At 70.4% G+C, this 12515-nt stretch carries 9 protein-coding genes and 1 pseudogene; 7 read left to right on the top strand and 3 right to left on the bottom strand.

Annotation, left to right across the window (positions count from 1 at the left end):
• The first annotated feature begins 2 nt into the window (after positions 1-2).
• The 7 genes from ACGFIK_RS21135 (at position 3) to ACGFIK_RS21105 (ending at position 8092) form a co-directional block, all read left to right on the top strand.
• Positions 3-422, top strand: a complete 420-nt coding sequence (locus ACGFIK_RS21135; protein ID WP_393340777.1) for a hypothetical protein — start codon at positions 3-5, stop codon at positions 420-422.
• Between the two features lie 330 nt (positions 423-752).
• A complete protein-coding gene (locus ACGFIK_RS21130) occupies positions 753-2864 on the top strand; it encodes a sensor histidine kinase (RefSeq protein ID WP_393340775.1) in 2112 nt (703 codons plus the stop codon).
• 7 nt (positions 2865-2871) lie between these two features.
• Positions 2872-3477: a response regulator transcription factor gene (locus tag ACGFIK_RS21125; protein ID WP_327022901.1), complete on the top strand. Its 606-nt coding sequence runs from the start codon at positions 2872-2874 to the stop codon at positions 3475-3477.
• A 196-nt stretch (positions 3478-3673) separates the two neighbouring features.
• Positions 3674-4708: an ETX/MTX2 family pore-forming toxin gene (locus ACGFIK_RS21120; protein ID WP_393340773.1), complete on the top strand. Its 1035-nt coding sequence runs from the start codon at positions 3674-3676 to the stop codon at positions 4706-4708.
• 185 nt (positions 4709-4893) lie between these two features.
• Complete coding sequence (locus tag ACGFIK_RS21115) at positions 4894-5385, top strand: hypothetical protein (RefSeq protein WP_393340771.1); 492 nt, start codon at positions 4894-4896, stop codon at positions 5383-5385.
• 27 nt (positions 5386-5412) lie between these two features.
• On the top strand, positions 5413-7395 hold the full coding sequence (locus ACGFIK_RS21110; RefSeq protein WP_393340768.1) for a histidine kinase: 1983 nt from the start codon (positions 5413-5415) through the stop codon (positions 7393-7395).
• Positions 7396-7429: 34 nt separating this feature from the next.
• On the top strand, positions 7430-8092 hold the full coding sequence (locus ACGFIK_RS21105) for a response regulator transcription factor (RefSeq protein WP_327022897.1): 663 nt from the start codon (positions 7430-7432) through the stop codon (positions 8090-8092).
• A gap of 4 nt (positions 8093-8096) precedes the next feature.
• On the opposite strand, the gene ACGFIK_RS21100 is transcribed toward ACGFIK_RS21105, so the two are convergent.
• From ACGFIK_RS21100 to ACGFIK_RS21090, 3 genes and pseudogenes are all read right to left on the bottom strand, one after another.
• Positions 8097-10760, bottom strand: a complete 2664-nt coding sequence (locus tag ACGFIK_RS21100) for an HAD-IC family P-type ATPase (RefSeq protein WP_357531248.1) — start codon at positions 10758-10760, stop codon at positions 8097-8099.
• A 196-nt stretch (positions 10761-10956) separates the two neighbouring features.
• Positions 10957-11541 carry an ATP-dependent Clp protease proteolytic subunit gene (locus ACGFIK_RS21095; protein ID WP_327022896.1) on the bottom strand — a complete coding sequence of 195 codons (585 nt, stop codon included), beginning with the start codon at positions 11539-11541 and terminating at the stop codon, positions 10957-10959.
• A 292-nt stretch (positions 11542-11833) separates the two neighbouring features.
• Positions 11834-12448, bottom strand: a pseudogene (locus ACGFIK_RS21090) (helix-turn-helix domain-containing protein); the annotation flags it as partial.
• Between the last annotated feature and the right edge of the window lie 67 nt (positions 12449-12515).

Raw genomic sequence — 12515 nt, 5'->3', positions numbered from 1 at the left:
CCGTGCCCAGGACGGTAGCGCAGAAGATGGGTGTCAAGCCCGGTTCGCGAACCTTTTTCATGAACGCTCCGGAGTCGGTCCACGAGACGATCGACCTGCCGGACCTGGTCGTCGGAGAGGGGCTGGACGGCGAGTTCGACTACATGCACCTGTTCGTCATCACCCAGGCCGAGATGAATGATCAGTTTCCCCGGCTGAAAGCGCACCTGAGGGCCGGGGGAATGCTCTGGCTGTCCTGGCCGAAGGGCCGAAAGCTGGGATCCGACCTGACCCTGCCCAAAGTCATCGAAATCGGCTACAACCATGGTCTGGTGGAGAGCACCTGCCTGAGCGTCGACCCCACCTGGTCGGGTCTGAAGTTCACCCATCCCAAGCGAGGCAAGACCTACCACAACAGTTACGGCACCCTTCCGGGACAGTGAGGCCGGGACCTCCCTCGGGCCCGCATCGACCGACGTATTGCTCCGGTCGACTGATTGACACGCGTGGCGAATGGCGGTGTCCTATCGGGACAGCCATAGTTGGCATGAGGGACCGATGTGGAGGGTCCGATGTCTCGAGCGGAAGGCGACGGTTCACTGGACCCAGACGCCGATCCTCGAGCTTTTCACTCGGAAGAACGCTCAGCTACCCGAATGGCACGCGGCGTCATCCTCGCGGTGGTGTTGGGCTATATCCTCAATGTCCTCCTCGCGGCCTTTAACAACAGTCCGCATGGGGCGGCTTTCTTCGCCTTTGTCGCCTGCAGCGGCGTGGCCCTCGTTCTTCAGATCGCACACTCCACTCTGGAGCCGCTGACCTGGTCGGTGCGTACCCGGGTGCTCACCCTCGTCGCCCAGGCGGCCGTGACCCTGCTGCCGTTCCTGTGGGTGGGGCCCCTGGCCGGGGCCCTGGCCGGGTTCCTCGCCGGCTCCCTGCTGTTGGCGGTCTCCGGGGGCTGGCGCTGGTGGCTGTTCGGGGCGGTGGTCCTGGCCGTGCTGCTGGGCCAGTGGGTCGAGGGCCTGAGTGCGATCGACATCGGGTACGGGGTCTACTTCACCGCCCTGACCGGTCTGATGATCTACGCCGTCAGTTCCCTCGTCGTACTGGTCGGGCTGGTCCACGCGACCATCGGCCAGATGGTGGCGATGGTGGTCGCCCGGGAGCGTCTGCGGGTCGCCCGGGACCTGCACGACCTGCTCGGTTTCAACGTCTCCGCGATGATGCTCAAGAGTGAGCTGGCCTACCGCCTGCTGCCGATGACGCTGGAGCGGGCCCGCCAGGAGCTGGGTGAGGTGCTACAGATCGCCGACCGTGCCCTGTCGGACATCCGGGTGGTCGCCGGCGGCGACCAGCGGATGTCGATGGCGATCGAGGCGGAGGCCGCCCGGACCGCCCTGACCTGCGCCGGGATGCGGGTGACGGTCGAGCCCGGCCTGTCCGTGCTGCCCGAGCCGGTGGAATCGGTGCTGGGCGTGGTGCTGCGTGAGGCCGCCACCAACGTGCTGCGACACAGCAAGGCGGAGGAGTGCGTCATCGAGGTGTCGGTCCGTGACCACGAGGCACGGTTGTCCGTACGCAACGACGGGGTGGAGGCCGATTCCCGGTCCGACGGGGGGTTCGGGCTGGACAACCTGATCGACCGCCTGGCGGTGGTCGGCGGTCGGCTGGTGGCCAGTACGGATGAGGGATGGTTCCGGTTGGAGGCGACCATCCCCCTGCCGGTGGGGCCCCTGCCGCCGGGCGCGTCATCCGCCGACCGGAGCCTGGGGGAACCGGCTGCCGTGCCCTGGCACCGTCGCGTGGCCCGCGCGTTCACCGTGCTGGTGCTCGCCGGCTACGGGCTGCTCATGGTGATCAACGTACTTCCGGGCGATCCCAACGTTCTCCACCTGCTGGGTCTGGGCCTCTGCCTGGCCGCCGTGGTCGGCCTTCAAGTGCTTCAGGCCCTGCGATACCCCTATCGATGGCCCCGCTGGTCGCAGGCCGCCGTGCTGGTGGCGCAGGCTGTGCTGAGCGCCCTGCCGCTGCTGTGGATCGAGATGCCCTGGGGATCGATGGGGGGCTTCCTCGCCGGTTCCCTGCTGCTGGTCTTCGGCGGGGTGTGGCGGTGGGTCTCGTACGGTCTGGTGGGGGTCGCTGTGCTGCTGACCTCCGTGGCGTACGGCGCGACCGTGGAGCAGGTCGCCTACCTGACCATCTCGACCCTGCTGACCGGTCTGGTGGTGTACGGGGTCAGTTCGCTCTCCGGCCTGGTGCAGCAGATCGATCAGGCCCGGGTCAAGCTGGCCGGGGAGGCGGTGACCCAGGAGCGCCTAGAGGTCGCCGAGCAGTTGCGTACCCGCCTGGGCGAGTTGTTCTCGGCGATCCTCTTCCGGGGCCGTACCGCCATCCGGCTGCTCCCGGACGCCCCTGAGCAGGCCCGCGCGGAGGTGGCCGAGATGCTCGGCATCGCCCGGATCGCGGCCTCGAACATCCGGACGGTGGCCACCGGATACCGCCACATGTCCCTGCGGGCCGAACTCGAATCCGCGGCGACCGTGCTGGACACCGCCGGGGTCGAGGTGGAGATCGACATAGCTGAGGGTGAACTGGCCCGGGAGATCGATGCCCTGCTGGCCGTGGTGTTGCGGGAGGCGGTGACGAACATCGTCCGGCACAGTGAGGCCCACACCTGCCTGATCTCCGTACGCAGCGAGGGCGGCCGGCTGCGGCTGCTGGTCACCAACGACGGCGCGTCCCCGCGTGCGAAGACGGGAACGAGTCTGGAGAATCTCACGGAGCGCCTCCGCGCGGCCGGCGGCGATCTCACCGCTGCGGCGACGGGCGACACCTTTCGACTCGTGGCGGAATTACCGATCTTCCCGGCCGCGTCGAGAGGATGATTCGCCGGTGTTGAGGATTCTCCTGGCCGAGGACGTGCAGATGGTCCGCGGCGCGCTGGCCTTACTGCTGAACCTGGAACCGGACATGTCGGTGGTCGCCGAAGTGGACAGTGGCGACAAAATTGTCCCGGCGGCCCTGTCCCACCGACCCGATGTCGCCATCATCGATGTCGACCTGCCGATGCTGGACGGCCTGTCGGCGGCCGAGGAACTGCACGAGAAATTGCCGTCCTGCCGCACCCTGATCCTCACCGGGCTCGGTCGGCCGGGGACCCTGCGCCGGGCGTTGTCCATGTCAGTGGGCGGCTTCCTGCTGAAGAACTCCCCCTCGGACCGACTGGCCGAGGCGGTGCGGGAGGTGGCGGCCGGGCATCGGGTCATCGATCCCCGGCTGGCCCTGGCCGCCTGGGACGTCGGTGACATCCCCTTGTCCGGTAGGGAGATCCAGGCCCTGCGGCTGGCCGCCGGAGGCGCGGAACCACCGGAGATCGCCGCCGCCATGCACGTCTCGGTCGGCACGGTGCGCAACTACCTGACCAGGATCGTGACCAAGCTGAACGCCCGGAACCGGGTCGACGCCATCCGCATCGCCACCGAGGCGGGCTGGATCTGACCCCCTGACCGGGACTTAGGGCTCGCGTCTTCAGTCGGGACAACCTCCCGGTCATCAGGGACGCCCGTCCCTGGTGACCGGGTCTGCCGCGCAAACAGACTTCGAGGCGTAACGGCCGCCCCGCCGAACCGGAGGGCGGAGAGACGCCTCTCGCGAGGCGACGACGAATCGAGGTTCCATGCGAGTTGCAAGGAGCGTGGCGGTCCTGAGCGCCGTCGTGACCGGATGGGCGACCGCCCTGGTGATGGCGCAGCCGGCAGTCGCGGGACCGTACTGCGACGTGCCGGTGCCACCGCCGGCCTGCGGGTACGAGCCCCCGGAGGACCCCCCGCCGCCGAGTCACATCCCGGTGCTCGCCTTCGACGGGGCGCAGCAGACGGTCACCCGGGACGGGGTCAGCGTCTGGGGCTGGACGGCGGACGACGACGCGCCGACCACGGCGTTGACGGTGAACATCCACATCGACGGCACCCTGGCCCGGTCCATGGTCGCCAACCAGCACCGGCCGGACGTGGCCGCCGTCTACCCGAGGTTCGGTGCGGCACACGGCTTCCAGGTGGTGCTGCCGGCCTCGGCCGCAGGACACAACGTCTGTGTGACGGCGATCAGCGTCGGCGGGGGAGCGAACAAGCAGGTCTGCCGGCAGATGGACGACATCGTCGAGTTCATGGCGTATGACATCGACTACGACCTCTCCCGGGCGCAGTTGGTCGGAACCTCACTCCAGCAGTTGGACAAGGTGACCAACCGCAACGACACGACCCTGCAACAGTCGACCGAGATCAGCGGGACGAAGTCGGTGACGGAGACCGAGGGGTGGTCGGACACCGCCGGAGTCAGGGTCTCGGTGTCGACCTCTCTCAAGGCCGGCTTTCCGATCTTCGCCGAGGGCAAGGTGACGGTCTCGGCCGAGGGGTCCTTCAGCTTCACCCAGAACGGATCCACCTCGCGTACCCGTTCGGTCTCCTGGCGGCAGCCGGTGCTGGTGCCGGCGCGATCGATCGTGGAGGCGACGGTGACGGTCACCCACGCGAACATCCGGGTGCCGTACTCCCTCAGCGGTGATTTCATCTACCGCAGCGGCGCTCGGGCCGCCGGCACCGTAGGCGGCATGTTCGCCGGCGGTAACAGCGAGAACGTCCAGGTCAACCTCAAGCAGTACAACCTGGACGGTACCCCCGCAGCCGCACCGACCAAGCAGCCGAAGGCCACCCTGCTGAAGATCAGCTAGGTAGGCGCCGGAGCCGACTGCCGGGGCGGTGGGGACCGCCCCGGCGGGGGGATCGGCACGGGCGTGGCAATGAGTACGACAATCTGGCGGCCCAGTGATATCGGGGGCTGGCCGCCGGAAGGGGTCGGGGCGACCGGGGGGCGTCCCGACCCACCGTATTGACTTATGCCTTACCCAACGGCTCGATGTACACAAAGGAGAGTGAGATGGGCCTGGTCTCCGGTGAGATGGATGAGCGCATCCTGCTGATCGCCAACGACGACACCTTCGCACACACCTACCCCGACCTGCGGCGACTGCTCGAAGAGCAGTCCGATGGGGACCCCCTGCGCGGTGCGGTGGAGTTCTTCGACTTCACCGGCCGGCGACTGGTCCCCAGCTTCGACCAGGAGTGGCGCCTGACCGAACTCCAGCCGAGCAGTGAAGCCGCAGATCCGGAGGCGGTGCTGCGCCGCCTTCAGGCGGTACTCGACCACCTCGAACGGTTCCTCAAGGCCGAGTCGGAGGCGGGAGACGACGCCAGCATCATGGGTGCCGAAGTGATGATCAAAGCCCTGCCCACGCTGAACGGCACCCTGACCGATGCCCTCGACAAGATGCCCTGGCACCAGCCGGGCAAGGGAACCTCCGGCAACTTCCTGCACAACGCCATGCACGCCGCCGGTTGGGCGCACTGACCGGCATCAGCCACCAGGAGGCCCACCGTGACACCGGGTGCGGAGTTCACATCCCGCCGCCGCGGCCTGCTGGCCGGTGCGGCGGTGGTGGTGGCGCTGCTCGTCCTGGCCGGCCAGCTCTACCAGCGGGACTCCCTGCTGGTCGGCCCGAGCACGCTGACCGCGGTCTTCGCCGCCGCCTTCACCGCCCTCGGCGCCCTGGTGTTGGCCGGGGTGCCGGGTCACCCGGTGGGCCGGCTGATGCTCGCCGCCGGCCTGGTCGCCACGGTAGCGGTGCTGGCGCTGAGCTGGTCCTCGTGGCTGCCGCTGGCCTGGCTGGGCCAGTGGCTGTGGTGGCCGCCGTACACCCTGGTCATGCTGGCCCTGCTGGTCTTCCCGGACGGGAAGCTGCCCGGCCCGCGGTGGCGCATCGTCGCCGCGGGCCTCATCGGCTGCGCCGTCCTGTCGACCGGCGCCTTCGCCGTCGCCGCCCTCGACGACCCACGCGGGCTGCTGCTCTCCGCCGAGCTGGCCGCCACCGGGCGGGCCCAACTGTTGGTACGCATCGCCCTGCTGGCCATCGCCGTGCAGGTGCTGCTGGTGGTGGCCGTGCTGGTGTCGCTGGTCCGACGGTGGCGCCGGGCGACCGGTGAGGCCCGCCAGCAACTGGCCTGCCTGCTCGCGGCCGGGGCCCTGTTCCTGCTCGGCGGGGTGCTGGACACCCTGAACCTGGCCGGGGCCTGGGCGCTGATGGTGGTGGCCATCCCGGGGGCGATGACCCTGGCCGTGCTGCGCTACCGGCTCTACCAGTTGGAGCGGGTGATCAACCGGACCCTGGTCTGGCTGGTGATGAGCCTGCTGGTGATCGCCGGGTTCGTGGCCATCGTCGCCCTGCTGCGGGATCTGGTCGTCGGCACGGACACCTCGAACTCCTCGCTGGTGGCCACCGGCCTGATCGCGATCACCTTCGAGCCGTTGCGCAACCGGGTGCAGCGGGGGGTCAACCGGTTGCTCTACGGGGATCGGGACGACCCGTACGCCATGCTGACCCGGCTGGGCAGTCTGCTGGAGCGGACCGGGCAACCGCACGCGGTGCCGGCGCTGCTGGCCGACACCATCGCCAAGTCGCTGCGGGTGCCGTACGTGGCGGTCGAGGTGGACGACCCGGAGGGGGGCGACCCGCCGGGCGGCGGCGCGACCCGCTGGCCGCAGGTGGCGCACGGCACCCCGACCACCTCGGTGGAACGCTTCGACATGCTGATCCACGGCGACCGGGTCGGCCAGTTGGTGGTGGCCCATCGCCGCACCGGTGACCGGTTCACCCCGATGGAACGGCGAATCCTCACCGACGTTGCCCGGCAGGCCACCGTGGCGGTGGCGACCGCCCGGCTGATCCGTCAGCTTCGGCAGGCCCGGGAAGGGCTGGTGCTGGCCCGGGAGGAGGAGCGCCGGCGGCTCCGCCGGGACCTGCACGACGGGTTGGGGCCGACCTTCGCCGGCATGTCGATGCAGGTACGCGCGGCGAGCAAACTCTCCACCGGTACCCCACGGCTGGGCCAGATCCTGGACAGCCTGGCGGACGACCTGCGCACCTGCACCGCGGAGGTACGCCGACTGGTGGACCAGTTGCGGCCCGCCGCCCTGGACCAGGGCCTGGAGTCGGCGCTGCGGATGGAGTGCCGCCGCTTCGACGGCCCCCAGTTGACGACGGACTTGCAGGTCGAGGGCGACCTGCGCAGCCTGCCTGCCGCGGTGGAGGTGGCGGCGTACCGGATAGTGGCCGAGGCGCTGTCCAATGTGGTACGCCATGCGCAGGCCGGCCGGTGCGAGGTGCGGGTCCGCCGTGGCGAGGGGCTGCTGGTGGAGGTCGCCGACGACGGGGTCGGAGTGAGCGGCCCGCGACCCGGCGGGGTGGGGCTGGACTCGATCCGGCACCGGGCCACCGAACTCGGCGGCAGTTGCGAGATCACCCCCGGTGCCGGGGGTGGAACCCTGGTGCGGGTACGGCTGCCCTGGGTCGAGGATGGGTAGCCGCCGGAGGGCGGCGGACGGTGAGGGGGCGAGCATGTCGGACCAGGCCCGGGTGCTGATCGTGGACGACCACCCGGTGGTACGCCGTGGCCTGCGCACCATGCTGGAGGGCGAGTCGTGGGTGGCGGAGGTGCAGGAGGCGGCCTCCTGCGCCGAGGCGATCGCCGCGGTCGCGCACGGCCAGGTCACCGTCGTGGCGATGGACCTGGCGCTGCCGGACGGGGACGGGATCCAGGCGACCAGCCAGATCCTGCGGCACCGGCCGGAGATCGCGGTGATCATGCTGACCATGGCGGACGAGGACGAGTTGGTCGCCCGGGCCCTGCGCATCGGCGCCCGGGGCTACCTGCTCAAGGACACCGACCCCGACCTGGTGGTCGACGCGCTGCGGACGGTGGCCGGCGGGGGTCTGGTGCTGGGTCCGGGGATCACCGTCGCCGCCCTGGGGCGGGCCCAGCCGGTGGGGGACAGCCTGCCGCCGCCCTTCGACCGGCTCACCCCGCGTGAGCGGGACATCCTGGCTCACCTGGCCGCCGGTGAGGGCAACGCCCAGATCGCCCGCCGGTTCGGGTTGAGCACCAAGACCATCCGTAATCAGGTCTCGGCGATCCTCGGGAAGCTGGGGGTCGGCGACCGGGTGCAGGCGGCGTTGCTGGCCCGGGACGCCGGCATCGGTGCCGACAAGCGGGCCACCTGACCCCTCACATCCGGTGTCGTCGGAGTCGCTTGTCCAACGCCACCACGGCGGCGGCGGCGACCCCGACCGCGAAGATGCGCAGCCAGACATCGCCGCCGATCGGGGCGGTGTCGAAGATGCTGTTCATCGCGGGCAGGTAGGTGATGGCCAGTTGGGCGACGGCCTGGACCCCCACCCCGGCCAGCACCCACCGGTTGGAGAACAGGCCGATGCGCCAGGCGGAACGCACCATCGAGCGGCAGCTGAACAGATAGAGCATCTCCACCACGACGAAGACGTTGAGGGCCGCGGTCCGTGCTTCGGCCACGCTGGAGCCCCGGTCCTGCTCCCAGACGAACACCAACCAGGAGCCGGCGACCAACAGGGCGGCCACCAGGCCGATCCGGGCCACGAGGGCCCCGGTCAGCAGCGGCTGACGGGGATCGCGGGGCGGGCGCCCCATGACCCCGACCTCCTTGGGCTCGAAGGCGAGGGTCAGGCCCAGCAGGACGGCCGTGGTCATGTTGATCCACAGGATCTGGGTGGGCAGCAGGGGAAGGGTGGTGCCCGCGATGATGGCCACGAAGATGACCAGTCCCTCGCCCAGGTTGGTCGGCAGGGTCCAGACGATGAACTTGATCAGGTTGTCGAACACCCCCCGGCCCTCTTCGACCGCGGCCTCGATGGTGGCGAAGTTGTCGTCCGTCAACACCATGTCGGCGGCGTCCTTGGCCACCTCGGTTCCCGTACGCGCCATGGCGATCCCGATGTCGGCCTGCCGCAGGGCCGGGGCGTCGTTGACCCCGTCGCCGGTCACCGCCACCACATGGCCGCGCTGCTGGAGGGTCTCGACCAGACGCAGCTTCTGCTCCGGTGACACCCGGGCGAACACCACCGCCCGGTCCACCGTGTCGGCGAACTGCTCGGGCGGCAGCGCCGTCAGCTCCCGGCCGGTGAGCACCTGACCCCGGTGGTCGTCGCCGAGGATGGCCAGGCGGGTGGCGATGGCGGTGGCCGTGGCCGCGTGATCTCCCGTGATCATCTTCACCCCGATGCCGGCGGTGTGGCAGGCCCGTACCGCCGGGGCGGCGGCGCTCCTGGGGGGATCCAGCATGGCCTGCAGACCGGCCAGGCTCAGGGTGCCGGGCAGCCCCTGTTCGTCGAAGCCGTCGGATTCACCACGACGAACGGCCGTGGCCAGCACCCGAAGCCCTTGACCGGACAGTTCCTCCGCCGAGCGCAGGGCCGCCTCGGCGTCCAGCGGCCGGGGCCTGCCGTCCGCGCCCAACTCCGTACGACACATCGACAGGATCTGCTCCACACTGCCCTTGACCAGTACGACCTCCTGCCCGGAGTCGGGATCCTCGTGGCGGGTGGCCATGTACTGCCGCTCGGAGCTGAAGGGGATGGTTCCGGTACGCGGCAGGATGGTGTGCAGCCGCTCGTGGTCGATGCCCCCCTTCCCGGCGACCACCAGCATCGCCCCCTCGGTGGGGTCGCCGGTGATGGTCCATTCCCCGTTCTTCTCGCCGATCCGGGCGTCGTTGCAACCCGACCCCGCCAGCAGGGACCAGCGCAGGGCCTCGCTGGTGGTCTCGTCGGCTGCGGCACCCGAGCTGTCCCGGAGCTCTCCCTCGGGTCGGTAGCCCGATCCGGTGACGGTGAACTCGCCGTCCGGGGTCCAGACCACCTGGACGGTCATCTGGTTCTCGGTCAGGGTGCCCGTCTTGTCGGAACAGATGACCGTGGTGCTGCCCAGGGTCTCGATGGTCGGCAGGCGGCGGACCACCGCCCGTCGTCGCGCCATCCGGGTCACCCCGATGGCCAGGGTGACCGTGACGGCCGCCGGCAGCCCTTCGGGGATCGCCCCCACCGCCAGCGCGATGGCCGCCGTGAAGGTGTCGGCCGCGTCCTGACCCCGCAGCACCCCGACCCCGAAGGTCACCGCCGCCAGAGCGAGGATGGCCACCGTCAGCACCTTGCTGAACCAGGCGAGCTTGCGGGTCAGGGGGGTTGCCAGGGTGTCGGCGGTGCTCACCAGCCGGTGAATCTGGCCCAGCTCGGTCTCGGCGCCGGTGCCCACCGTGATGCCCGCCCCGCTGCCCGCCGTGACCAGGGTGCCGGAGTAGACCATGTTGCGGCGGTCCGAGACCGCGGTGACCTCCGGCAGTTCCACCTCGTCCTTGGGCACCGGATCCGACTCACCGGTCAACGCGGACTCGTCCACCCGCAGCTCGGCCAGGCGGACCAGCCGCAGGTCCGCCGGCACCTTGTCGCCCGCCTCCAGGACGATCAGGTCCCCGGGAACCAGCTCCTCCGAGGCGATCATGGTCTCCCGCCCGGCCCGCACCACCCGGGCCTGGGTGCGCACCATCGACCGCAGGCTGTCCAGGGCGGCCTCCGCCTTGGACTCCTGTAGGTAGCCGACCACCGCGTTGACCAGGACGACCCCGAGGATCACGCTGGCGTCGACCCACTCGTCCAGGACGGCGGTGATCACCGCAGCGGCCAGCAGCACATAGATCAGCGGGTTGTCGAACTGCCGCAGCACCCTACGGAGGAAGCCACCGCCGGTGGAGGCGGGCAGCAGGTTGGGCCCGTACCGCTCCAGCCGGCGCGCGGCCTCCTCCCCGCTCAACCCCTCCCGGGGGTCCGTCTCCAGCAGGAGCACCACCTCGTGGGAGGACATGGCGTGGTGCTCGTTCTGGCGAGTCGACTCGGCCGGCTCTGCGGAACCCAACCGTCACCTCGCATCGACATCAGACTCAGGCCGCCTGCACCGGAGCAGGGTCATCGAGGCCCTGTCGCCTGAGTGGTTGAGAAAATCCTCGACCAACCCCGGGGCGGGCGAGCGGCAAACGCCGTAAAAAGGCCAGACCGGGTGGTCAGGGGGTGGGGAGCCGGCTGGTGGTGAGAACCTCGTCGATGAGGCCGTAGTCGCGGGCCTGTTCGGCGGTGAACCAGCGGTCCCGGTCCCAGTCTCGCTGGATCTCGGCCAGGTCCCGCCCACTGTGCCGGGCCATCAGCTCCAGCATGGTCCGCTTCACATGCAGCAGGTTCTCCGCCTGGATGGTGATGTCGGAGGCGGTGCCACCCATTCCCCCCGAGGGCTGGTGCATCAGGATCCGGGTGTGCGGCAGGGCGTACCGCTTGCCGGCCGCACCCGCGCAGAGCAGGAACTGCCCCATCGACCCGGCCAGCCCCAGGGCCAGGGTGGCCACCTGGTTGGGAACGAAGTTCATCGTGTCGTAGATGGCCATGCCGGCGCTGACCGAGCCGCCGGGCGAGTTGATGTACAGGTGGATGTCCCGGTCCCGGTCCTCCGCGGCGAGCAACAGGATCTGGGCGGTGATCCGGTTGGCGGACTCCTCGGTCACCTCACTGCCCAGAAAGACGATCCGCTCCCGCAGCAGTCGCTCGAACACCTGGTCGCCGAAGGCCCGCTGTCCGTCGTCCAGCATCGTGATCATCTCGTCCACCCCTCCATCGGCCGGTGGGCGAGGCGACCGCCCGGAAACCGGCCCTCTCAGCCTGGCCCGGCGGCGGGTCGGGTTCCCAGAGCTTCTGCCCGGGGCAGATTCGCCCTCGGCAGAACCGGGGGCCTGTGTCGAAGCTCGGCCGAGGACTTCGACACAGGCCCTAGGCGCGGGCGAGGTCGCGTGCCGGGCGGGACAACCGGGCCGATACCCCCACGACCCGGTCACCACCCGGCCGTCGCCGGGTGTCCTGGCGGGCCGGCGTACGCATCAACCGGGTTGCCAGGGCGGCGGAGCGCCGCCGACGGGCCCGGCCCAGTGCGCCGCCCCTGGGCCTGGTGACCGTTGCCGGGCGGGGCAGGGCACCCCGGATGAGCTGGTCGCCAGCGGCCTGCGGGCGGTCGGCGAACACGATGATCCGCAGACCCCCGCTGAGGAACATGCTGCTCCCGCTGCGGGTGCCGCCGACCCCGAGCCTTCCCACCTGCCGCAGGGCGGAGCCGAACCGACCCACCTCCAGCAGGGCGGGGTCGGAGCCGAGTCGGGCGATCGGGCGGGGGGTGCCGCCGGAGACGGGCCGGGTGGACGGCAACACCGAGCCGGCCCGGGTGCCCGGCAGGTGGCCGCCGAACCCGACCGTGCCCGGGACCGCGGAGGGCCCTCTGCGCTCGACCCGACGAAGGTCGTCCCGGACCGCTTCCAGAAGGTCGGAGAGGTAGAGGCCCAGGGCGCGGCAGACGGCCGCCAGCACCTCGGAGGAGGCCTCCTTGCGCCCCCGTTCCACCTCGGACAGGTAGGGCACGGAGACCCCGGCGGCCCGGGCCACCTCGCGGAGGGTCAGGCCCTGGCGTTGGCGTTCCCGGCGCAGGACCGCCCCGATCACCCGTCGCAGCAACGACATGCGGGCCTCACTCTCGCCGGTCCTGCGCTACCCGTTCATCATGCCCCGCTGGCGGCCCTGATGTCGT

Source organism: Micromonospora sp. NPDC048871 (assembly GCF_043198155.1).
Taxonomy (GTDB): Bacteria; Actinomycetota; Actinomycetes; order Mycobacteriales; family Micromonosporaceae; genus Micromonospora.
The sequence above is the reverse complement of the archived record's forward strand: the minus strand, read 5'-3'. Positions and strand labels throughout refer to the sequence as shown.

What these genes read in the sequence shown, in the direction of transcription:
- ACGFIK_RS21105 (WP_327022897.1), top strand. Translation starts at nt 7,430, where the DNA reads ATGTCGGACCAGGCCCGGGTGCTGATCGTGGACGACCACCCGGTGGTA.
- ACGFIK_RS21115 (WP_393340771.1), top strand. Translation starts at nt 4,894, where the DNA reads ATGTACACAAAGGAGAGTGAGATGGGCCTGGTCTCCGGTGAGATGGAT.
- ACGFIK_RS21095 (WP_327022896.1), bottom strand. Translation starts at nt 11,541, where the DNA reads ATGATCACGATGCTGGACGACGGACAGCGGGCCTTCGGCGACCAGGTG.
- ACGFIK_RS21100 (WP_357531248.1), bottom strand. Translation starts at nt 10,760, where the DNA reads ATGTCCTCCCACGAGGTGGTGCTCCTGCTGGAGACGGACCCCCGGGAG.